This window comes from Enterococcus aquimarinus (genome assembly GCF_001885765.1).
GTDB lineage: Bacteria > Bacillota > Bacilli > Lactobacillales > Enterococcaceae > Enterococcus_I > Enterococcus_I aquimarinus.
The window spans coordinates 157366-181471 of sequence record NZ_JXKD01000001.1 but is presented as its reverse complement, the minus strand read 5'-3'; the positions used below and the strand labels follow the sequence as shown (position 1 = coordinate 181471).

At 39.8% G+C, this 24106-nt stretch carries 21 protein-coding genes; 4 read left to right on the top strand and 17 right to left on the bottom strand.

Features of this window, described 5'->3' with window-relative positions:
- Nucleotides 1-16 precede the first annotated feature (16 nt).
- The 13 genes from dnaI to RU93_RS00845 all read right to left on the bottom strand — a co-directional run bounded on the left by dnaI (nucleotide 17) and on the right by RU93_RS00845 (nucleotide 13774).
- Complete coding sequence (dnaI, locus tag RU93_RS00905) at nucleotides 17-946, bottom strand: primosomal protein DnaI (RefSeq protein ID WP_071873732.1); 930 nt, start codon at nucleotides 944-946, stop codon at nucleotides 17-19.
- Nucleotides 946-2346: a replication initiation and membrane attachment family protein gene (locus tag RU93_RS00900; RefSeq protein ID WP_071873731.1), complete on the bottom strand. Its 1401-nt coding sequence runs from the start codon at nucleotides 2344-2346 to the stop codon at nucleotides 946-948. The genes dnaI and RU93_RS00900 overlap by 1 nt, the downstream gene beginning before the upstream one ends.
- Before the next feature lie 12 nt (nucleotides 2347-2358).
- Complete coding sequence (nrdR, locus tag RU93_RS00895) at nucleotides 2359-2832, bottom strand: transcriptional regulator NrdR (RefSeq protein WP_071873730.1); 474 nt, start codon at nucleotides 2830-2832, stop codon at nucleotides 2359-2361.
- A gap of 186 nt (nucleotides 2833-3018) precedes the next feature.
- On the bottom strand, nucleotides 3019-3618 hold the full coding sequence (coaE, locus tag RU93_RS00890; RefSeq protein WP_071873729.1) for a dephospho-CoA kinase: 600 nt from the start codon (nucleotides 3616-3618) through the stop codon (nucleotides 3019-3021).
- A 4-nt stretch (nucleotides 3619-3622) separates the two neighbouring features.
- Nucleotides 3623-4459 (bottom strand): DNA-formamidopyrimidine glycosylase, encoded by an 837-nt coding sequence (gene mutM / locus RU93_RS00885; RefSeq protein ID WP_071873728.1) that lies wholly within the window; start codon nucleotides 4457-4459, stop codon nucleotides 3623-3625.
- 20 nt (nucleotides 4460-4479) lie between these two features.
- Entirely contained in the window at nucleotides 4480-7119 is a 2640-nt protein-coding gene (gene polA / locus RU93_RS00880; protein ID WP_071873727.1) for a DNA polymerase I, read from the bottom strand.
- Between the two features lie 139 nt (nucleotides 7120-7258).
- Nucleotides 7259-7630, bottom strand: a complete 372-nt coding sequence (locus RU93_RS00875; RefSeq protein WP_071873726.1) for an MmcQ/YjbR family DNA-binding protein — start codon at nucleotides 7628-7630, stop codon at nucleotides 7259-7261.
- A gap of 87 nt (nucleotides 7631-7717) precedes the next feature.
- Nucleotides 7718-8401, bottom strand: a complete 684-nt coding sequence (locus RU93_RS00870; protein WP_071873725.1) for a Bax inhibitor-1/YccA family protein — start codon at nucleotides 8399-8401, stop codon at nucleotides 7718-7720.
- 152 nt (nucleotides 8402-8553) lie between these two features.
- The gene (murC, locus tag RU93_RS00865; RefSeq protein WP_071873724.1) at nucleotides 8554-9891 is read right to left on the bottom strand and encodes a UDP-N-acetylmuramate--L-alanine ligase; all 1338 of its coding nucleotides are present in this window, start codon (nucleotides 9889-9891) and stop codon (nucleotides 8554-8556) included.
- A 126-nt stretch (nucleotides 9892-10017) separates the two neighbouring features.
- Nucleotides 10018-12189: a Tex family protein gene (locus RU93_RS00860; protein WP_071873723.1), complete on the bottom strand. Its 2172-nt coding sequence runs from the start codon at nucleotides 12187-12189 to the stop codon at nucleotides 10018-10020.
- Nucleotides 12190-12205: 16 nt separating this feature from the next.
- Nucleotides 12206-12940 carry a metallophosphoesterase family protein gene (locus RU93_RS00855; RefSeq protein WP_071873722.1) on the bottom strand — a complete coding sequence of 245 codons (735 nt, stop codon included), beginning with the start codon at nucleotides 12938-12940 and terminating at the stop codon, nucleotides 12206-12208.
- A gap of 66 nt (nucleotides 12941-13006) precedes the next feature.
- Nucleotides 13007-13387 (bottom strand): VOC family protein, encoded by a 381-nt coding sequence (locus tag RU93_RS00850; protein WP_071873721.1) that lies wholly within the window; start codon nucleotides 13385-13387, stop codon nucleotides 13007-13009.
- Nucleotides 13388-13390: 3 nt separating this feature from the next.
- A complete protein-coding gene (locus RU93_RS00845; protein ID WP_071873720.1) occupies nucleotides 13391-13774 on the bottom strand; it encodes a DUF1149 family protein in 384 nt (127 codons plus the stop codon).
- Between the two features lie 843 nt (nucleotides 13775-14617).
- On the opposite strand from RU93_RS00845, the gene RU93_RS00835 reads away from it, so the two are divergent.
- On the top strand, nucleotides 14618-15019 hold the full coding sequence (locus tag RU93_RS00835; RefSeq protein ID WP_071873718.1) for a VOC family protein: 402 nt from the start codon (nucleotides 14618-14620) through the stop codon (nucleotides 15017-15019).
- Between the two features lie 85 nt (nucleotides 15020-15104).
- Here RU93_RS00835 and RU93_RS00830 read toward each other — a convergent pair whose 3' ends face one another.
- Nucleotides 15105-15944 carry an endonuclease/exonuclease/phosphatase family protein gene (locus RU93_RS00830; RefSeq protein ID WP_071873717.1) on the bottom strand — a complete coding sequence of 280 codons (840 nt, stop codon included), beginning with the start codon at nucleotides 15942-15944 and terminating at the stop codon, nucleotides 15105-15107.
- A gap of 107 nt (nucleotides 15945-16051) precedes the next feature.
- Entirely contained in the window at nucleotides 16052-18223 is a 2172-nt protein-coding gene (locus RU93_RS00825) for a PTS transporter subunit IIBC (protein ID WP_071873716.1), read from the bottom strand.
- A gap of 191 nt (nucleotides 18224-18414) precedes the next feature.
- Here RU93_RS00825 and RU93_RS00820 point away from each other — a divergent pair, with 191 nt between their 5' ends.
- The 3 genes from RU93_RS00820 to RU93_RS00810 are packed head-to-tail and all read left to right on the top strand — an operon-like array spanning nucleotide 18415 to nucleotide 22414.
- A complete protein-coding gene (locus RU93_RS00820; RefSeq protein ID WP_071873715.1) occupies nucleotides 18415-20694 on the top strand; it encodes a glycoside hydrolase family 65 protein in 2280 nt (759 codons plus the stop codon).
- A gap of 56 nt (nucleotides 20695-20750) precedes the next feature.
- Complete coding sequence (gene pgmB, locus RU93_RS00815; protein ID WP_071873714.1) at nucleotides 20751-21413, top strand: beta-phosphoglucomutase; 663 nt, start codon at nucleotides 20751-20753, stop codon at nucleotides 21411-21413.
- Nucleotides 21410-22414, top strand: coding sequence for an aldose epimerase family protein (locus tag RU93_RS00810; RefSeq protein ID WP_071873713.1), 1005 nt, complete (start codon nucleotides 21410-21412; stop codon nucleotides 22412-22414). Before pgmB ends, RU93_RS00810 begins: the two co-directional genes overlap by 4 nt.
- Nucleotides 22415-22570: 156 nt before the next feature.
- Here the strand turns inward: RU93_RS00810 and RU93_RS00805 are convergent, their stop codons facing one another.
- Both RU93_RS00805 and coaD read right to left on the bottom strand, forming a co-directional pair.
- Nucleotides 22571-23617 carry a SepM family pheromone-processing serine protease gene (locus tag RU93_RS00805; protein ID WP_071873712.1) on the bottom strand — a complete coding sequence of 349 codons (1047 nt, stop codon included), beginning with the start codon at nucleotides 23615-23617 and terminating at the stop codon, nucleotides 22571-22573.
- Nucleotides 23610-24104, bottom strand: a complete 495-nt coding sequence (coaD, locus tag RU93_RS00800; RefSeq protein ID WP_071873711.1) for a pantetheine-phosphate adenylyltransferase — start codon at nucleotides 24102-24104, stop codon at nucleotides 23610-23612. The genes RU93_RS00805 and coaD overlap by 8 nt, the downstream gene beginning before the upstream one ends.
- Nucleotides 24105-24106: the final 2 nt, after the last annotated feature.

Here is a 24106-nt window from a genome sequence, read left to right as displayed (position 1 = left end):
ACTGTGTTGATCCTCCTCATGATTGATTTCGGCGATTTTTACCGGTCATTTCAATTTCTTTTGTTAAATAACGAATGCGCTCCATAATTCGCTTCGCTTTTAGTGGTTCTTCTTCTCCACGTTGTGTCACGGATAGATGGCGTTCTAATTCTAACATGGTGAAATTGGAGGAAAAGAAAGTAGGCAATTGTTCTTGCATACGATGTTGCAAGATGACACCGAATACTTCATCGCGAATCCAGCTACTCATCGCATCCGCCCCAATATCATCTAACATTAAAACGGGCGCATTTTTAATCTCATTGAGTTTTTCGCCTACTAAATCTTTGCCAATTGCTTGCTTCATTTCCACTGCAAAAGTCGGAAAATGCAGGAGGGTTGTTGAATACCCCGCTTCTGCTAAGTCACGCGCAATCGCACCTAATAAGTAGGTTTTGCCAATGCCAAAACTTCCGACAAGATATAACCCTTTGTGAAATTGTTTCGGATTTGCCGTATAGGACTCAATAAAATCAATACTCGCCATTAAGGCTTCACCGCGTCCTGTCGTGCCTTCGTAATTACTAATCCGTGCATCTTGAATATCTTTTGGCATATTAACAGCATGAATTCGATTTCGGACTTCTTCTTGATGTTTCCGTGCTAATAAGTCTTGGGTCGGGACATACGTAACATCGATTGAATGGAAATTCAAGATTAATTGCGGTTCGTAACCAGGGGCAATCATCCGTTGATCTTGCGCATCGAATTTTCGTTTTTCTTGCACGAATTCGTATAATTTTGCATAACTTTTTTCAATATCCATTTCCGTCAAATAGTCTTTGTTTTCGTCGATAAAGCTTTTCACTTCAGGATTGGCTAGGACTTCTGCCATCATCTCTTGAAAACGCGCACGATAATTGCGTTGGTCAATCAGCTTATTTAATTCTCTTCCGACATTTTCCATTAACTTTCACCTTCTTTGCGTTTTAAATAGGCTTGCAAGCGCTGATTAATTTCAGCTTGTTTTTCGGGGTTTTCTTCTGTCACTTTTGGCTTGATGGCCCAATCTGGCAACGTTTCTTTGCGAATCGGTGGGCGCGAATAATTATTGGGACGTGTATTTTTCACTTGTTCGCGAGCTGCTTGTTTTTCTTTTGATTCTTTCACAAATTCTCGCGCATATTGAATAGCTGTTTCAGGACTTTGAAACCCTTTTTCAGACCAATTCGTCGCAATCGTATTCACAAAATTCGGTTGCAATGTACTATTGTCTTGGATAACTAAGACGTAGTGAATCAAAATATTAATCACTGAGTTTGGTAATGGGCTTCGTTCAACTAACGATTTCAACAACCATTTTTCACTGTCCGTCACATAACTCTTCTTTTCCACTTTAATTGCTTCTAAAAAATCATACGGTGCCGTTTTTTCGCTCAGTTTAATTAATTGAATATCTTTTTCAGAGTAACCCGTTTGACGAAGTAAATTAAATCGACGCACATCTGCTTCTTCACTAACCGGCTGCATGCTTGGTCTTTGAAATGTCGTTTGGTGCTTTCTTTCGACAAATTGTTTGAGTTGTCTAGCATCAACCAGTCCTGTATCAAGTGCGACGACTTGGACTAATAAATCGTCTACCAGTTCGAGTTCATTATAACCATATAAGTTCGCGTATACGGTCAGTTGTGCTTTAAAATCACTCGTAAAATTCGTTTTTGAAATAAATTTTTTGTTCGCTAGCTCCATTAAGAAATGCCAATCTAGCTGCGTAGAATCCACCTTTAAACCAGATTCTTTTGCTTGTTCGTATTCTTTTGCAACTTTTTCCAATTGATCAGAAGTACGGGAAAATAGATTTAAATCAAGATTCCCATAAACAGTCGTAAAGTTAGCTGTCACTTCTTGATAATCGGCTATATTCATTTTTTTAGGTTTAAAGCGACGGGTTAATTGTTTAAACTTTCGTTCACCTACGGCTTGATGTAGCAAAAAGCTATACGTGACATCTTTTATAAACTTTTGTGGAACGAGTGGTTCTTCTAATTGATAAAGGTACATTTTTCCGAATTCTGGATCCTCTTTTTCAAAAACGGTTAATAGACCCATCCCTTCTAAGCGTTTGCGCGCTTCTAAAAAAGGAGATAACCCGATATTTAAGGCATTTAAACAATCTAAATGGATGAACTCACTTTCGTTTGAGTCCGCTTCATCACCTAAAAACTGAAAATATAAGGCTAACGCTTGGGCCCCAATAATCGGTTGATATAAATAAAGGAGGCCATCCTTGCCTTCTTGTGTCAGAGGGAGCGCTTTGAATACTTGATATATCGTATTTGGTGTTATTTTTTCCCACGTATTAGGCATCTTACTCCTCCTTTACGCGTCATTTTTATCCTTTGCCTTTTCAACGATATCCTGTAATTCCTTTAAGAAAACGGACATGTCTTTGAATTGACGATACACACTTGCAAAACGAATATAGGCAATTTCATCTAAATCAACTAAATATTCCATGACGTATTCCCCAATTAAATTAGTCGGGATTTCACTTTCGCCAGATTCGCGAATTTTACGTTCGACTTGATCGACAATTTTTTCCATTTGATCCATCGTTACCGGACGTTTTTCAGCCGATCGTACGAGTCCACGCAAAACTTTTTCACGATTAAATTCTTCTCGGGTACCGTTTTTCTTAATAACGAGTAAAGGTGTTTCTTCGATTCTTTCAAAAGTGGTAAATCGGAACCCACAATTTTCACATTCTCGACGACGACGAATGGTACGACCATCGTCCGCTTGACGACTATCAACAACTTTGGAATTATTGTGATGACATTTTGGACATTGCATTTTCCCACCTCATTTTCATTTTATTCGAATACTCCAACAAAGAAGTTTTCTATTTAAGGATATTATAACATGATTTCTTCCTATCGCTCTCATTTAATGACAAAAAACTCTAGATACGCTAGAGTTTTTATCGTTTTTTTAAAATGTTAGAACCTAAGTGAATAACGATTTTTTCTTTTCTTTTTCTCAAGAAATAAATTGCTCTTGTTTCAACCAATCCATTACTTGCTTTTTGGTTGCGTCGACGCTTCCTTGATTATCAAAGACGACTGCTGCCTGCTCTTTTTTTCTGTCAATCGGTAATTGACTGCGAATGCGTGCCCATGCTTCATTTTCTGATAACTGATCACGCGCCATTAAACGAGTGAGCTGAACACTTTCTGGCACATAGACGACCGCTACTTGGTCGACCACAGATTCATATTTTCGTTCAAACAGCAGTGGGATATCGACGATGACCAGCGGCGCTTCTTGTTTTTTTTCGGCCACTTGCTGCAAGATCGCCTCGCGTAAGTATGGATCTAGTAATTGATCTAATGCTTCGCGTTTAGGCGGATTTGAAAAGATGATCTCGCCCAATTTTTTGCGATTGAGTTCGCCATTTTCAAAAAGGACTGCCGAACCAAAATGATCCGCAATCGCTGCTAAGGCGGGTTTTCCCGGTTCAACAATCAAGCGCGCAATCTCATCGCCATCGACAATTGGAAATCCTAAAGCACGAAAAATTGACACAACCGTACTTTTCCCAGTCGCAATACCACCTGTCAATCCTAGCACTCGTGTCATCTTCTCACCTCTTTATTTTTTGACAAGTTGGACAAAAATGGGTGCCGCGTTGCGCGACTTTTATTTTTTGGATTGGCGTTTGACATCTAGCACACGGCTGACCGGTTTGACCATAGACCTGAAGCGATACTTGAAATGTCCCTGCTTCTCCTAACGCATTGGCATAGGTTCGAATCGTCGTCCCACCCGCTTCAACCGCTTGACCTAAGACCGCAATGATACTCTCATACAAAAGACTTGTCTCACGCTCGGTAAGTGAACTGGCTAAGCGCTCAGGATGAATACTCGCTAACCACAATGCTTCATCTACATAGATATTGCCTAAGCCAACCACGATTTTTTGATTTAGGAGTAACGGTTTAATTGCCATTGTTTTCTTTTTTAACGCCTCTTGAAAGGCAATCTTATCAAAATCATGACTTAACGGTTCCGGACCTAATTGTTTAATGCCTTTATATTCCGAACTTTGATTTTTAGGAACGAGCGCCATCCGACCAAATTTACGCACATCACGGTATTGTAACTGACTCCCATCTTGCATTTGAAAGATCACGTGCGTATGTTTATCTTGAATAGCCGTTTGTGCGGAAGGGAAATATTCGTATTTCCCTTCCATTCGCAAGTGAGAAACTAAATCAAAGTCCGTTAATTTGAGAATCAAAAACTTTCCGCGTCGTTGTACGCCTATGATTTCTTGACCGCTTAAAAAAGCTTGAAATAGTGGAACTTCCGGTAATTCAATAATTCTTGGCCATAAAACGGTGACAGTATCAATCGTTTTGCCCACGACTAACCGTTCGAGACCTTTTCGAACGGTTTCAACTTCTGGTAATTCAGGCACAGTGCCTTCCTCCTCTTAACCTATTTTGCTTCGTACCATGTCTTACCCCAACTACTGTCCGTCACAAGTGGAACAGTCAATGTAACGGCATTTTCCATAACTTCTTTAACGAGAGCATCAAGTTGGGTCAATTCATTTTCAGGTACTTCAAAGACAAGCTCATCATGAACTTGTAGTAGCATTTTCGCTTCTAATTTTTCTTCTTTTAGACGCTTTTCTAATTGAATCATCGCCATTTTAATAATATCAGCGGCACTTCCTTGAATCGGTGAATTAATGGCTGTTCGTTCCGCAAATGAACGTAAATTAAAGTTCCGTGAATTAATCTCCGGTAAATAGCGACGACGATGGAAAAGCGTTTCAACGTAGCCGGTATCTTTTGCTTCACGCACGATTTCTTGCATGAACGTTTTTACACCCGGATAGCGCTCAAAGTAAGTATCAATGTACTGTTGCGCTTCTTTTCGGGAAATTCCTAAGTTTTGGGATAAGCCATAATCCGAAATCCCATACACAATACCAAAATTGACGGCTTTTGCTTGCCGGCGCATATTGGCAGTCACTTCTTTCGGATCCTCAATGCCAAAAACACGCATGGCGGTGCTTGTATGGATATCTTGCCCTTCAATAAAGGCTTGTTTTAAATGTTCATCATCCGAAATATGAGCCAAGACCCGTAATTCGATTTGAGAATAGTCAGAAGCATAAATTAGCCAATCTTTTTGTTTTGGCACAAACGCTTCGCGAATTCTGCGTCCTTCTTCCAAACGAATCGGAATATTTTGTAAGTTGGGATCGACAGAACTGAGACGTCCCGTTTGGGTCAACGTTTGTACGTAGCGTGTATGAACACGACCGTCCGCTTGAATCATCTTCAATAAGCCTTCAATATAGGTCGATTGAATTTTTGAAATTTGACGATAAATCAAAATGTCATCGACAATGGGGGCTTGTTCTCGTAACTGTTCTAAGACATCGACAGCCGTTGAATAGCCTGTTTTGGTTTTTTTAATGACCGGTAACCCCATTTTTTCAAACAAGATCACGCCTAATTGTTTTGGCGAATTTAAATTAAACGTCTCGCCTGCCATTTCATAAATTTTCGTTTCAATTTCGTGTAATCGTTTGGCAAAATCAACGCGCATGTGTTCGAGACGTTCACTATCAACCGTAATCCCGATAATTTCCATCTCTGCTAAGACTTCTGACAAGGGTAATTCCATTTGATGGAATAACTGATCTTGATTTTTTTCCGCCAGCGCTTCTTCTAATTGATTGGTTAATCCTTTAATCACTTTAATCTTACGTGCTAAGTGTTCAAACATCACCCCGTCTTCTGGGAGTGCTCGTTTCGCGCCTTTTCCGTAAATGGAGACATCTGATTGGATTTCTGTGTACCCATATTGTTGGGCAACCGCAGCCATATCTGTCCCTAAATCATTGGTGTCGAGTAAATAGGCCCCTAATAATACATCAAAGGATACCCCTTTTAAGCGTGTGCCGTGCTTGGCAATCGCCACAATTGTTCGTTTCGCATCATAGACTTCTTTTTTCTGATTGACGTCTTCTAACCACATTTTCATCAGCGGGTCTTGGAGTAACGCGATATTTTTTGAGACATAAACCTTCTCACTCGTTCCCCAAGCCAAGCCCACCATTTCGCTTACGTGATAATTATCATCAAGCATCTCGACATAAAGAGCCGCTTCATTCGGAAACATTTCAGCCGTCACGGTCTCCACTACTTCAAAATCAATGTCTTCCAGTGTTTCGACTTCCTCAACGATATTCAATTTTTCTAAGAAGGTATTAAAATTCATTTCTTTATAAAAAGGAATGAGTTTCTCTAAATCTTTGCCTTCGTATTGTAACTGATTCACATCGACATCGATAGGAGCATTGACTTCAATCGTCGCTAATTTCTTAGAAAGAAAAGCTTGTTCCTTGTCGTTTATCAGATTTTCTTTCATTTTACTTGGCTTTAGAGTATCAATTTGTTCGTAAATCCCTTCAACTGAACCAAATTCTTTTAATAATTTGATGGCTGTTTTTTCACCAATTTTGGTCACACCTGGGATATTATCCGAAGCATCACCAGCTAGCCCTTTCATATCAATGATTTGATTTGGCGTTAACCCGTCATATTTTTCCGCAATAAATGCAGGAGTATACGAATCAATTTCACTGACTCCTTTGACGGTAATATCCACTTTAATATCCTCTGTCGCAAGTTGCGTTAAATCCCGGTCACCCGTTAAAATCACGACGTCAAAAAGAGATTTGTCGACTTGGTGCGCAAGTGTTCCGATAATATCGTCGGCTTCATAATTATCTAGTTCGTAATAAGTAACTCCTAGCGCATTAATTAATTCGCGAATATAAGGCATTTGTTCTTTAAATTCACCAGGTGTCTTCGAACGACCTCCCTTATACGCGTCATACCACTCATGTCGAAAAGTCGTTTTTCCTGCATCAAAAGCGACTAATACATGCGTTGGTTTTTCTTTCGTCATGACATTATCGAACATCGTATGGAACGCATAAATCGCATTCGTGTGTAAGCCATTGTTATTTTTAAAGCGGCTCAAAGAATTGTGTAAGGCAAAAAACGCGCGAAAAGCCACACTGTTGCCATCAATTAATAGTAATTTATTTTTCATTGAATTAAGCTCCTTATTATTTCGTCCCTTCTTATTCTAACAAAGAACGGCCATTTAAGCATTAAGAAAGACTGGGATATTTGTCCGTCCCACATAAATAAAGCGAAAAAATCCCACTTGCCTCTCAATAGTTTTTCAGTTATGCCAAATCCAAAATGGCTGCTTGGGTTTTCTTCGGTAGTTGCTCAAAAACTAGCTGATAAGAGGTTTGGAGCAAGTGGATTAATTCCGTGACTGATAAGTCCGATTCTTCTAAAATCACGGAAATCCAGTGGGTTTTATTGCTATAATATCCAGGCACAATAAAAGCATATTGTTCCTTTAATTGTTCATTGATTTCTGGGCGTCCTTTGACTGTCATCACCCGTTGATTCGCCTTGTTTTTTCCTAATAAACAAAACCCTTTTTGTGCGACTTGAAAATAATCACAATCCCAACTTTCCCGATAAGCAACCGTCGCTCCTGGCCACTCACTGGCTTCTTTTTTCAAACAATCTATCATCTCATTCATTTTTTTCTACCTCCTCTTGTTTTTTCAGTGAAAAAGAGTCCTTTTTCTCAAATATTCTTTGAAAAAAAGGACTCTCATTATTTTTTACTAGTCTTTTCCACCAAAAATTCTTAAAATCGATAAGAATAAGTTGATGAAGTTTAAATATAATTGTAAGGCCATAAACGCCGCAAAGCCTGTATTATCTTGACCTAATGTTCCATAGTAGACGCCGCGAATACGTTGATTATCATACGCGGTTAATCCGATAAAGATAATCACCGTTGCATACGATAAGAAATAATCAACTGCCGCACTACCCATGAAGATATTAAGGACCGTCGCAATAATGACACCCCATAACAATCCAATCGCTGCTCGTCCAACGCCGGATAAATCACGTTTGGTCATCACACCGAAAATCGACATCCCGATGAACGTACCAGCCGCCACGACAAAGGCTTGCGCCACATCTGCTGAAGAGTACATGGATAACGTAATCGATAATACTAACCCCATTAAGAGCGAATACACGATAAAACCGGCAATCGTGAGGGATGGATTATTTTTGGCTTTTGCACTTAATAAAATCACTAAGCCAATTTGAATTAACCAAAGACCGGTCATTCCGAGTGGGAAATTTTGAATAAAGGTCACGACTTCTTCAAAAAAGTAATTCATGGATAAGAATGACGTGAGCGCCGTTAACGCTAAACCTAGGCCAAAAATGCCGTATACTTTTGCATAAAACTGATTTAATCCTTTTGCTTCTACTACTGTTGAATTGTTCATGTAATTCCTCACCTTCTCTATCTATTGTAGGCTATTTACATTCCTACGTTTGTGCTCATTATAATTCTATCAAATTCGCTTCAAAGTGCAAGTCCGAATGACAAAAAGGTAAGAAAACAAACAGATTGTTACCTTACCTTTTTTCATATAAATTATAAGACGTTTCTGGTTGTCGTACTTAATAATTTTTCATAAGCCCGCTCAAATTTTTGGACATCGCCTGCTCCCATGAAAATAATGACCGCATTCTCATGTTCTAATAACGGTGAGACATTTTCTTCTTTAATGACTTGACCACCTTTAGTGATACGATTGCTGAGGTCTTCAATTTTAACAGACCCTTGCGTTTCACGAGCCGAACCAAAAATGTCACATAAATAGACACGGTCCGCTAGATCAAGTGCGGCACTGAATTCATCCATTAACGCAATCGTCCGCGTAAAAGTATGTGGTTGGAACACGGCAATAATTTCTTTTTCTGGATATTTTTGACGTGCGCCATCAATCGTTGCAATGATTTCAGCAGGATGATGGGCATAATCATCGACAATCGTCATATCAGCCATTACTTTTTCACTAAAGCGACGTTTCACGCCTTTAAAGGTCAGCATTTCGCGCGCTACTTCCGCCATTGGTAACCCTTCTAAGTAACAAAGTGCGATCACGCTTAATGCATTGTTGATATTGTGTTGACCATAAGCAGGTGACACAAAATGCCCAATCTTTTCGCCACGGAAATAAACATCAAACGCTGACCCGTCCGTCGTGCGTTTAATATTTCGAGCTTGAAAATCATCTGCTTCTTCAACGCCGTAATAATAGACCGGAACGTCGACTGTTAACTGGCGTAAATGGGCATCTTCGCCAAAGGCAATAATCCCTTTTTTGACTTTTTCTCCCATTGATTGAAAAGCAGAGAAGACATCTTCAATACTCTCATAGTAATCAGGATGATCAAAGTCAATATTTAACATAATGGCATAATCGGGTGAGTAAGCTAAGAAATGACGGCGATATTCACAGGCTTCAAACGCAAAGAATTCCGCCGAATCATTTCCACTACCAGTCCCATCCCCAATCAAATAACTAGTCGGACGAATACCCGAAAGCACGTGGGCTAATAGACCGGTGGTACTTGTTTTCCCGTGCGATCCGGTTACGCCAATACTGGTGAAATTTTGAATCAATTGAGCTAAAAAGTCATGGTAACGAATGATTTCGAGTCCTAATTCACGCGCACGAACCACTTCTTCATGTGTATCAGGAAAAGCATTTCCTGCAATAATTGTTAAGCCTTCAGTAATATTTTCGGGACTAAAAACCATTAAAGGAATCCCGGCTTTTTCTAAATCTCTTTGTGTGAAGAAATATTCTTCGACATCAGAGCCTTGCACTTTGAAGCCTTTTTCATGTAGAACGAGCGCAAGTGAACTCATTCCAGAACCTTTGATTCCAATAAAGTGATACGTTGTATTTTTATGATTAATCATTCATTATTTCCTCTTTTCCAGGGCAGATCATAATCTATTGTATTTCTAAGAACGATGATAATTATCTTACAAAACGGATGAAATAGCAACGATATTACTAAAATTCCAATGAAAAGATTGGTTTCTTTAGACTTTTTTAGGAGGTAACATCGTTAAGCTAATCCGGCCTTTAGCAAGCTCAACTTTTTCCACCCAGACCGTCACAATATCCCCCACTGCCACGACATCTTTCGGGTGTTTGACAAAGCGTTGACTGAGTTTGGATAAGTGGACGAGTCCATCTTGTTTCACCCCAATATCAACAAACGCCCCAAAATCAATCACGTTTCGAATCGTTCCTTTTAACTCCATCCCGACTTGCAAATCTTCCATCGATAAGACATCAGTTCGCAGTAAAGGTGCGGGCATCGAATCACGCATATCTCGACCTGGTTGCAATAGCGCATGGATAATATCTTTAATTGTTTCTTCCCCAACACCCAAATCATTGGCCAGTGTCGCTGGATGCAATGATTTTAGCTTTGCAATCGTTTCTTCTTTTCCAAGATCGTTTAACCCAACATTAATTTTTGCTAGGATATCCTTCGTCACTTGATAACTCTCCGGGTGAATCCCCGTGTTATCTAAAATATTCTTCCCACCAGGAATCCGTAAAAAACCAATCGCTTGTTCGTAGGCTTTTGGACCTAAACGTGGAACTTTTTTCAGTTGATTGCGCTGGATGAACGCCCCATTTTCTTCACGATACGCAAAAATATTTTGTGCCGTCGTTTTGTTCAATCCCGCCACATGAACAAGTAATTGTGGACTAGCAGTATTGACGTCAACACCGACTTGGTTTACGACCGTTTCCACCACAAAATCCAGTTGTTCGCTTAATCGTTTTTGGGCGACATCATGTTGGTACTGACCAACGCCGACCGCTTTTGGTTCGATTTTGACCAATTCTGCTAACGGATCTTGCAGACGGCGGCCGATGCTAATCGCACTACGTTCTTCGACTTGAAGTTGCGGAAATTCCTGACGAGCCACGTCACTTGCTGAATAAACAGACGCTCCTGCTTCATTGACAATCACAAAGAAAATCTCACGTTTCATTTTCTTTAATTGTTCTGCGACAAACAGTTCCGATTCTCGACTAGCAGTCCCATTGCCAATTGCGACCATATCCACTTGATATTTTTCTAACAATTGCATAAAAATCTCCTGGGATTCTTTATGACGTTTTTCAGAAGAGGCATGCGGGTAAATAACCGTGGTATTCAGTAATTTCCCTGTCTCATCGACAATGGCAAGCTTACACCCTGTCCGATACGCCGGATCAAATCCTAACACCACTTTACCTTTTAAGGGCGATTGTAACAAGAGATGGCGCAAGTTTTCGCCAAAGATAGCAATCGCTTGTTCATCGGCTTCTTCTGTTAACGCATTCCGGATTTCACGTTCAACGGAAGGCGCGATAAAACGTTTATACGCATCTTGATACGCCGCAACCACTAACGGTGCCACAAGCGAGTCTGCCTCTTTAATCAACTGACGATGAAAATAGCGTTCAATCAATGTCTCATCGACGACTAACTGAACTTTTAAAATCCCCTCTTTTTCGCCGCGATTCGTCGCTAGAATCCGATGAGAGACCATTTTGGGAATGGGTTCTGAAAAATCATAGTACATTTCGTAGACTTTTTTCTCATCTTTTTCAGCATCTTTGACCTGACTGACATATTGTCCTTTTTTAGTCGTGTATTCTCGAATCCATGTCCGAAATTCAGCTGAATCACTGATTTGTTCCGCTAAAATTTCATGCACGCCGGCTAAAACATCTTCTGTCGTTAAAAGATCTTCTGTTAGATATTTTTCTAACTCCGATTGGATCTCACATTTTGGAAAAGTCATGAACCAATCAGCCAGTGGTTCTAATCCTTGCTCCTTGGCAATCGTTGCTTTCGTCCGTCGTTTTTGTTTGTACGGCCGATACAAGTCTTCAATTTCTTGTAACTTATGTGCTTTTTGAAGACGTTTCGCCAAATCTTCCGTTAACTTCCCTTGTTCGTCGATGATACGCAGAACTTCTTCCTTACGCTTTTCTAAATTTTCTAAATAATGATAACGTTCTTCAATTTCCCGAATTTGAACCTCATCTAACGCATTCGTCATTTCTTTGCGGTAACGGGCAATAAACGGCACGGTATTCCCATCATGCAATAACTCTAGTACTTTCGTAATCTGAGGCAGACGATACTGCGTTAATTCTTTTGCCAGTAATTGAATCACTGGATTTTGTGTCTCGACTGTCATAACATCACTCTTTCTTTCAAAAGTCCGGTTTCCACGGCCCTTTCATATTTTGATATTCAATATCTTGAATCAAACGCTCTGGATTAAAAATCACACCATGAACAGAACCGCCAAAAATCGCTCCGCCATCTATTCCGATTTTATCATCCGAAAACCATAGATCTGTTGTCTGGCCATCGCCATGTAAACTCGGGGTAATCGTGTGTCCAAAAACAATGACTTTCCCAGTGTGATTCTTTCCATTCAAAAAAGGTTCCCGAATCCAAATGAAATCACGTAAACTCGTTTGATGCCAATCGGCCTTCGTTAAATCAATTCCTGCATGAACAAACACATACTTTTCCCACTCGTAGTAGTAAGGCAAGTCGGTTAAAAATTGGATTAATTCCTTGTAACGCGAACGAATCATTAGCGCAATTTCCGTCGGTGAATATTCTTGTGTTGCCCCAGGATGGAGCAAACTATTGACGGTCTCTTTGCCACCATTCAACCAATACCTCTCCGCAATTTCTTCTGGGTCTTGCAAAAACTGTAAAAGATATTGTTCATGATTGCCCCGCAAGTAAATACACCCTTGTTTTTGGACCAGTTCCATTCCTAACAATAAGCATTCTTTACTCCGAGGTCCGCGGTCATTTAAGTCGCCTATTAAGACCAACTGATGCAACATAGGATCAAAGTCACGTAAAAGTTGTTGGAATAAATCGAGTTGTCCATGAATGTCGCTAATTACATACACAAGTGATTTCATGAGAATCCTCCTTTATGCATAAGAAAAATCCATCCTATTCGCTTTGAATAAGATGAATCTTCCAAATTATTCTGCTATTTCGCCTGTAACTGCAAAGTAATTTCCATCGAGATCTGCAAAATTAAACACATATTTATCCGTCAGTTGAATGAGTTCACCAACTTGAACATGATTAGCTTGCATTTTTTTGTATAACGCAAAAATGTCTTCCGTGAAAAACATCAAGGACGGTGCGTTCGTTGCGACTTCTGGTGAATGACGTTCAATAAACTCACGATCATACAGCACAAAATGAACCGCCGCACCCTTACTTATTGCGAGCTCAACGACCAATGTACCATCCATTTCTTGCTCTTCAATCAAACAAAAATCTAAAGCTAACCAAAAATCACGCGCTTTTGCGACGTCATCGACATAAACCATTAATTGAATATTCGTTGAAAACATAAATTATTCCTTTTCCTGACTAAAATTTAAGTTAATACCCGGTTGATCCGTTACGATTTCTGTTACTTCATACGTTAAACGTTGTAGCATATCAAATAATGGTGCCACCAATTCATTTGCTTCTTCTTGTGTCAAATCTTCTTGTTTTGCCACTTGACGATTAATAAAGTGATTAATTTGACCAATCGCACCACTGACGATAAAGTCTGGAAAAACCACTTCAAATTGTAAACGTCCAGCTAAAATACTATTTTCTTTTGGATAATTTTCATCCGGCGCAGGAAATGGTGCAAACCCCACATTAATTTTTGTTTTTGCTTCTTTTTTAGGATCGCGCATATCAAAATGATACGCCTCTACGATTGGTTGCTGTCTTTTAATTTCCAATTTTTTCACACTCCTCAAAGAAAATTATACCATAAAAAAACACTTTGAAAACGGAAACTTCAGGTCTTTGGGGATTTTGAGTGTTTTCTTCTATGCGTGTACTTTTTCGCTGCAAATCAATTGCCATAAACCTTTTCGCCGACTATCTATTGATAATAGCATTGCGAATCATTCCGGTCTTTTTCTATAACCGTACCCATTCCTAACTCTGGCTTTCCTTCTTAAATGGATTTACAAACAGGACTAAAATCATTTGACACCCGAAAATGATACTAGGATACAAGAAAGAATGTCCTATCGGCGTGAGGGGTTTCAACCAACTATTCGGAGGGGCTCCGATAATCAGAAATAATAGGAACCCTAAAATCACAGAGATGGCATAACACTGAAATAGCATGCGGAACATCACACGATTCTTTTTATTCCACATCAAAAATACCGTGATTGTTGGAACAAATAACAGTGGATATAACAACAGGCTCGGTGAAGACAACCGAAGAATTTGATGGTATTCAAGTAAAATAAAGATGACACCAAGCGGTAAACAATTCAGCATGATGCCCAGTTTCTTTTTCATTTGCAACACCTACCCTTTCCAATTTCCCATCGCATCTGTTTGATTCATACATTATCAGAAACTTCGCTAAAAATCCAGAAACAACCAAACTCACCGCGCTCGCTACGATTGGCTATAGAGGGATTGAATATCTTTAATGAAGATTCAAATAGATAGCCATTTTTTAGACAAATACGCATTCTTTTTCTAAAACGAGTCAATTGACCTAGAAAGCGATTTCATGCAATAATGGGTTGATAGAATAATAGTAGAAAAGAGGAAACGAAATGACAGCCATGGTCTTTGTTAATTTCCCCGTTACGGACTTGTCACGTTCAATTGAATTTTACACTGCCTTAGGTTTTAAACAAAACAAGGAATTTTCTAACGACGAAGCCGCTGCGATGATGTGGGACGACACTTTCTGGATTATGCTTCTCACCCATGATTTTTATCGGAAATTTTTGAAAAACAAAGAGATCGCGGATACACAAAAAGTAAGTGCTGCTTTAATTTCGTTTAGTCTCGACAGTATAGCAGCAGTCAAAGCGTTTGGGGCAACCGCCGAAAAACACGGTGGAACCGTTCACCATGTTGAAATGGGGATGCCTGAAAGTATGATGTACGGACTAGAAGTACAGGATTTAGACGGCAACTGTTTAGAACCATCATGGATGAAAATGGATTAAAGTCGCCATTCATTGCCTTCGATTCAATAAAAAATACGTTCTATTCGCCTAGAAAATTGATTTAGGCGAATAGAACGTATTTTAATTATTTGAATTCAAGTTCGATCAAGTTTAGCTGTACTAATACTCCATAATGATCACTCACAATTGGCGTTTCATGACCATCAAAAATCACGCGGTATTCCAAAACGTGCCAATCATGCGAGTGAAAGAGGTAATCAATTCTTAATTTTTCAGTATTTTCTTCCCAACCGTCAATCGTTTCTTCGACCGTGAAAGAGCCCTTTTTATGGATCGCGGTGACATACGCATCTTGATAAGTGCTAGTGACTAAAGCATATCCTTCCTCTTCCAAATGGGCGGGACTATTGAAATCCCCCAGAAAAAGAGTTGGCAGGTCTTTTGTTTCGAGTTTTTCTAAGGTTTGTTGCCATTCAAATGCAAAGCCTGAATCTTTTGTTTGCTCCCACCAGGAATAATGACAAACGCAAACCATAATTGAACCTTGCGGGCAAGTAATTTTGGCTGCTAGTTGTTTTCTTCGGCGGTAATTGGTGAGCTCCGCAATGTTTGAGACTAAGATTCCTTTTGGATCGATTGGATATCTGGATAAGATTGCTTCTCCTTCATGATACCGATCATACCCAATATGGCTACAAACCCAACTCCAATAATAATTCACTCCGAGCTCTCTTAATCGTGAAACTAATAAAAATGCAAAGTTATCTTCTTTCATACTGATTTCACTTTCAGCACATTGATAATAGTCATCGATCATAGCGTCTGGACTTTCTATTAATTGGTTCACCTCTTGCAATCCGATAATATCGACTTCTTCTTTCAAGAGATATTGGGCGATTTGTTCAAGTTTTTCGAGCGGCGCTGCTTCTAGCCAGCTATGTGTATTTAAAGTCAACACTTTCATGTTGCTACTCCTCCTCTATAATAATCGTTTACGTCGCCTTGATTTTCGTCACGGCAAGAAGAATTGCCAGCGACAAAACGCTCGCTGGCAATTCAACCCTTTTACTATTAAATGGTAATCGTACCCACTGTTGTATTTACTGTTGTTGCACCGGTTTTTTCAAGTTTAAACTGATCAATCGCTGCACTATTTGTAAAGACGACAACCACAGTTGTACCTTTACCAGCTGCTCGCACTTTTTCCCAATCTGCTTCAGCAATTTTGGTTCCTTGTTCAATATGATCGCCTTCTTTTACAAAGACATCAAACGCTTGGTCAGTCATTTCGACAGTATCAAGTCCCATATGAACCAAGACTTCAATGCCATCTTCCGTCACCATACCAATCGCATGTTTCGTTGGAAAAACAGCTGTCACTGTGCCAGAAAGCGGTGCTACCACGATCGTTCCTGTTGGTTCAACTGCAAACCCTTCACCCATCATTTTTTGAGAGAAGACCTGGTCATTGACTGCTTCAATCGCGATAACCGTTCCATCAACAACAGAAGTAAAAGAACGTTTTTCACCGATAAAATTCGTTGTTTCAGACGCCTTCGCCACGTCTTCTGATGAACGTTGACGTTCAGGAATGGTCATGCCTGAATCTAAGACGTCTTGAATATCTGATTTTAAGACATCTGCTTTCGGACCGTAAATCGCTTGAATGCCATTATCTTTCACAATCAGTCCCATCGCACCGGTTTTTTTCCATTCATTTTCTGAAGCGACTTGTTGACTATCTTTAACCGAAATTCTTAAACGTGTCATACAAGCATCGACATCCGAAATATTTTCTTTGCCACCTAATAAGCCAATAATATCAAAGACTTGTTGATTACCAGCCGTTTCAGTTCCGACTTGTTGCTCATCGGTTGATGCTTCAATCTCGTAATTGCCATTTCTTCCAGGTGTCGCAAAATTAAATTTCTTAATCATAAACATTGTTAAGAAATAAGTAAAGACTCCAAAAACAATCGTCACAATCACAAAATTAATTAAATCGCCCGCAATTCCAGCTTTAATAATAATCGGTGTTCTTGTCAGAAGTTCGATATTACCAAAAGAATGCACTCTTAAGTTAATCAAATCTGCCATCGCAAACGACAATCCTTGAATCACGGAATACACAACGTAAAGTGGGACTGCTGCAAACATGAACATGAACTCAAGTGGCTCTGTAACTCCTGTTAAAAAGACTGCTAATGCGGCAGATAAATACATGGATTTGTACTGTGCGCGTTTATCGCTATCAACACTACGGTACATCGCAAACGCGAGTCCCATCAAAGTACCAGAAGCTCCGATCATTTGTCCAACTTTAAAACGAGCCGGAGTCCAATTTGATAACACATAACCATATTGATCTAAATTCGAACCATCATTTAAATTCACTAAATCAGTTGCCCACGCTAACCATAAAGGATCTTGCCCATAAACAATTGTTCCTGCTTGTGCACCAGATAAAATTTCATACGTGCCACCGAGTTGCGTATAGTTGATTGGAATCGTCAACATATGATGTAAGCCAAATGGTAACAGCAATCGTTCTAATGTTCCATATAAGAACGGTGCCAAAATTGGAGCAGAATCTTGTGATTGTGCAATCCACAAACCAAAATTATTAATCCCTGATTGAATGACTGGCCATATAATTGCTAGACCAAGAGAAACGATAACTGACCATAAAATCACTACGAATGGAACAAAGCGCTTTCCATTGAAAAACGAGAGTGCTTCAGGTAATTTTCGATAATTATAGTATTTGTTAAAAGCCATCGCCCCAACAAAACCGGCAATAATTCCGACAAACACACCCATATTTAAAGCAGGTGCTTCTAAAACACTTGTAAAAAAGCCTTTAACCATAATTTTTGTTCCAAACAACGTGTGGGTATAAGCTTCTTCATTCGCTAACATATCACTCGTCACGCCAAATAACGCGCCGGTAATTCGATTAATCAGTACGAACGAAATCCCCGCCGCAAATGCACCACCTGCTTTGTCTTTCGCCCAACTTCCACCAATCGCTAATGCAAATAATAAGTGCAAATTCCCAATAATTGCCCAACCAATACTTTCAACAACACTTCCTGTTGTCACTAAAAAACCTAAATCCTGATTGATTAACGGGATCGTTTTCCCAATACTAATCATCAAACCCGCTGCTGGCATCACAGCGACTACCACCATTAAAGCCTTTCCGAACTTTTGCCAAAACTCAAAATTAAATATTTTCTTCATTCGTTTTCCCTCCTGTTTTTACGCAAACGATTTCCTTGAATGATTATAGACGTAAAATGCTGATATGTAAACATCATTTTTTTTATTCTTTTAAATAAAAGACAAAAATTCTTTGCACAAAGCTATTGTTTTCGCAACCGGTTGCGTGTATGATAGCAATATAGATAAAATTTTTTGAGGAGGAATTTCAATTGGAACATTTGAAACGATTATTTGATATTGATCCATGGAAATTAACAACGACAACATTACACAAGGACGACTTCAGACTGCAAGAATCACTCACAAGTATCGGAAATGGTTATATGGGGATGCGCGGAAACTTTGAAGAAAGTTATAGTGGTGATCACCATCAAGGAACCTATCTTGCAGGAGTTTGGTATCCAGACAAAACGCGTGTTGGTTGGTGGAAAAATGGTTATCCAGAATATTTTGGAAAAGTAATCAACGCCATGAACTTTATTGCAATGGATATCTATGTCAATGATACGAAAATTGATTTAGCAACGCAACCAATTGAAGATTTCTACCAAGAATTAAATATGCAAGACGGGATTCTTTCACGTCAATTCAAGATAACAGTAGATGGATTGACCATCAACTGTCGCTTCTCCCGCTTTTTAAGTATCACCACAAAAGAATTAGCCGTGATTCAATTTAAGGCAGAAGTCCTAGCTGGAGAAGGTACGGTCAAAGTGGTTTCTCGACTGGATAACAATGTTCAAAATGAAGATAGTAACTATGATGATCGCTTCTGGGAAACAACGGATGCCGTTGACAATGATACTGCACTCTTCGTGACTGCTCGGACGATTCCAAATAATTTTGGGATTGAACAATTTACCGTGACTGGCTTAATGGAAAACCAGACAGCAAATGACGTCGTTCGTTCGAGCGAAAAATCATCATTAGCAACAGCTGAAACACTCGTATTCACTGTCAAACAAGGTGACACGATTGCCGTTGATAAAAAAGTGATTCTTGTGACAAGTCGTGACGTTGCCGCAAATGAGCAACTAGCAACAGCACAAGCTTTAATGGACGAAACAAATCAACAGTCGATTGCTGAATTAACACAAGCACATCAACAAGCTTGGGCGCAACGTTGGGCACTCGCAGATGTCGTCATTGAAGGCGATCATGAAGCGCAACAAGGGATTCGCTTTAATCTCTTCCAATTGTTCTCAACTTACTATGGAGAAGATGAGCGCTTGAATATCGGACCAAAAGGCTTTACCGGCGAAAAATACGGCGGTGCTACCTACTGGGATACAGAAGCCTACGCTGTCCCACTTTACTTAGCATTAACCGATTCTGAAGTAACGAAAAACTTATTGAAATACCGTCACAACCAATTACCACAAGCACAACATAATGCCCGTCAACAAGGATTAGCCGGTGCGCTCTATCCGATGGTAACCTTCACAGGTGTTGAGTGTCATAATGAGTGGGAAATCACCTTTGAAGAAATCCACCGTAATGGCGCGATTGCTTACGCGATTTACAACTATACGAATTATACAGGCGATACTTCATACATTAAAAACGAAGGATTAGAAGTCTTAGTTGAAATTGCACGCTTTTGGGCGGACCGTGTTCATTACTCCAAACGCAATGACCGTTATATGATTCATGGTGTAACTGGTCCTAATGAATACGAAAATAATATCAACAATAACTGGTATACAAACTATATCGCAACTTGGGTCTTAAAATATACCTTAGAAAACTATCGCGCGTTTCAATCTGAAGCAACTGTAACGCTTGAAGCGGCTGAATTAACGAAATGGGAAGATATTATCGCCAAAATGTACTTCCCTGTCGACAATGAACTGGGGATTTTTGTCCAACACGATACGTTCTTAGACAAAGAATTACTACCGACAACAGCACTTTCAGCCTCTGACGTGCCATTAAATCAAAATTGGTCGTGGGATCGCATTCTCCGTTCATGCTTCATTAAGCAAGCCGACGTTTTACAAGGAATTTATTTCTTTGGCGATCAGTTTACAACGGAAGAAAAACAACGCAACTTTGATTTCTATGAGCCAATGACCGTTCATGAATCTTCCCTATCCCCTTCAATTCACGCCGTTCTTGCAGCTGAATTAGGAATGGAAGAAAAAGCGGTAGAAATGTACCAACGAACTGCTCGTTTAGACTTAGATAACTACAATAACGATACCGAAGATGGCCTTCATATCACATCAATGACTGGTAGTTGGTTAGCGATTGTTCAAGGTTTCGCTCAAATGAAAACTTTTGATGAGCAACTAAGCTTCGCGCCATTTTTACCAAAATCTTGGGACAAATATGCCTTCCACATCAACTATCGTAATCGTCAACTCCATATTAACATCGACAAAGAATGGGTGACTATTACATTAAAATCGGGTGATGCCTTAGCATTAACCATTTATGGCGAAGAACACGAATTAACCGATACTGTACAAATCGCATTAAAAAAATAAAAATGAATCCCAAATAGCGTGAGTTGCTATTTGGGATTTTCGAAAGGAAGTTTACGATGTTTAAAGGTGTACTATTTGATTTAGATGGTGTTATTACGGATACCGCAGAATATCATTACCATGCATGGAAGAAATTAGCCGATGGACTTGGCATCTCGATTGATCGAGCGTTCAACGAATCGTTAAAAGGTGTCAGCCGTGAAGATTCACTGCGTTTAATTCTTGCACACGGTAAAAAACAAGCAGAGATTCCTGCAGCACAATTTGCCCAACTTGCTAAAGAAAAAAACGATCATTATGTTGAACTGATCGAACGATTTTCCGAAAAAGATATTTATCCTGGTATTTTATCACTACTCCAAACATTAAAAGAAAATAAGATTAAGATTGCCCTTGCTTCTGCAAGTAAAAATGGACCAATGCTTTTAGAAAAAATGGGACTGACCTCGCTTTTTGACGCCATTGCAGATCCCGCAGCTGTGGCTAGCGGCAAACCCGCTCCCGATATTTTCCTAGAAGCAGCCAGACTTATTGATGTTCCTATTACAGAATGTCTTGGAATCGAAGACGCCCTTGCAGGCATTCAAGCGATTAAAACGAGCGGTGCAACGCCCGTTGGTGTGGGCCGCGCGGAAGATTTAGGTGACGATATTCCATTAGTTCCTTCAACCGAAGCCTTAACGTTTGATTACCTTAAAGACGTGTGGGAAAACCGTTGAGTCCGATCGTTTCGGTTCACCATGACCCTCAAACAAAAATCGATTTTATTACGTTAAGCAATGGCTGTTTGTCGGCGACGTTTCTTAATTTCGGCGCTCGCTTCTATGCGTTTTTCACGCCTGACAAATATGGAAAATCAGAAAATATTTGTTTAAGCTTAGCAACGCCGCAAGATATCTTAAATGATCCGGCCCAATTTGGCGCGTTTATCGGACCTGTTGCCGGTCGTATAAAAGAGGCACGATGGCAAGACGTTCATCTGGAGAAAAATCACGGATCGCATCATATCCACGGTGGCAGCCAAGGTTGGTCGAATCAGTTTTGGGAATATGCGTTTACGACAACAGATGGACATGCAGAAGTCACTTTTTCTTTAAACGATGAGCATTCGGGTTATCCAGGACCAATTGCCGTTAAAACGACTTACACGCTCACAACAAAAGCGGTCATCATGAAAACCACTTGTACAACAAAGAAGAAAACGATTGTCAATCCAACAAATCATGTTTATTTTAATCTTTCAGGAAATACCAAAGAAGATATCACGAAGCATCAGCTACAAATTCAAGCTGCTGAAAGACTGGAATTAGACGGCGAACAACTTCCTACGGGAAAAATGCTACCCGTCAAAGGTACTGGATATGATTTCCAAGAACCAACCTTCCTTGACGAAGTACTCACGACACTAGAAAACGGGCTTGATGATGCGTATTGCTTAAAGCAGATACAACCTGCCATCGTTCTCACCCATCCCACGAGTGGCCGTCAACTAAGGATTCATACCAATCGCCAAGCAGTCGTCGTCTTTTCGACTACGGGTTTTGATTTACTACTTCCATTAAGCGAGCAACAAACCATGCGTTCACAATTAGGGATTGCTTTAGAAACACAAGAGCTTCCCGATGTGATCAACCATCCTCATTTCGGCGCAATCGAACTTTTGCCAGGGGAACAAAAAGTCTTTCAAACGACTTACGAAATTGAGTTGCAACACGATTAATAAACAACCTCCCAACAACGAGTGTTCATCGCGTTATTGGGAGGTTGTTTTGATTCTCTCTATCACGTGGTATTGACATAATCTCGCCACTTATGCAGCAGTTTGTTACGTTTACATTTACATCAAAAAATTAAGACATCACTTGTCTTTATGGCATCATTCATTATTTTCTAAATAATCAATCGCATCTTTTACTGTTTTTACCGGAACAAGAACCATTTCAGTATCGAGTTCTTCTAATACTTGTTTCGCTTCTTCATAATTCGATAAAATTCCTGGATACTCTTCTTTCATCTCAGCCGTGATTTCATCATCAGGTGCAAAGAAGATATCAATTCCTGCGGCTACCGCACCGGCGATTTTCTTGTCAATCCCACCAATTCGACCGATTGTTCCATCTAAGTTCATCGTTCCTGTCCCTGCAATATCACGACCTTGGCGTAAATCATTGCCTGTTAATTGGTCATAAATTTGGAGAGTAAACATCATCCCAGCAGACGGTCCCCCGATATTTTCAACATGAAACTCAATTGATTCATCGGAAGAAATGGCCGTATGATCGATTAACGTAATCCCTATACCTGCTTTTTTATTGGTTGGCAGTTCCATTAATTCACCCGTCGCTTCTTTTTCTGCGCCATCATGTAAAAACGTAATCGTCACCGTATCACCGACTTTTTGGCTTTGGACATATTCCATGAACTCAGGCGAACTTTCAAATTGTTTCCCATCGACTTTTGTGACCGTATCGCCAATACTAATTTGATGATAAAAATTCGAATTAGGATCCACATTCATCACATAAACGCCTTTAAATTCAAACTCAAACGGTTTATTTGCGAGGGTTAACGCTTGTTCAATGGCACTATTTTGGGAAGATTCCATATAATATTGTTGCATTTGATTATACTCTTCTCCTGTTGCATCGCCAAATAATTCTTTTTCACTTAATAAATCAGCAAACGGCTCAAACTTCGATTTAAGCGCCTGAAAGACCGTCGCCTGATAAATCGCCACAGAGGTCAACGAGTACGATCCCTCAGCCTCATCTTGCTCGCCATTGACCGTTACTAACTCATTTAAATGCGTCGGAACTCCTGGACGTTCGATATAATACGGAATTGGCACAAGAATGCTTGCAGCTACAATTATTGCTAAGATCGTTAAGAGTATCGGCTTGACCGATCGTTTATTTTTATTCATTCATCTCACGCTTCTTTTCCATCATCATTTGATAGACGTTTTCGGGTAGATAGGCTTTAACATCGCCTCCAAATAACATCACTTCTTTAATTAAACTCGAGCTAATATGGCTGTACTGTGACGTTGCAAGCAAAAAGATGGTTTCAATTTCCTCATCTAAATGTTGATTCATCTCCATAATTTCTCTTTCATACTCGTAATCTTTCACACTACGAATCCCACGTAATAAAAATTGTGCCCCTAAGCGTTTCGCCGCTGTCACAGTTAATTCTGTTTCTTGCGAGACAACCGTCACATTGGGGATCGCTGCCACTGCATCGGTTACCAGTTGGACCTTTTCTTCGGTGGTAAAAAACGATTGCTTTTGACTATTAATAAAGACACCGACAATTAATTCATCGACTAACTTTGCCCCGCGACGAATCGTTTCTAAATGTCCCATCGTAAAGGGATCAAAACTTCCTGGAAATAACGCAATTTTTTTCAAAA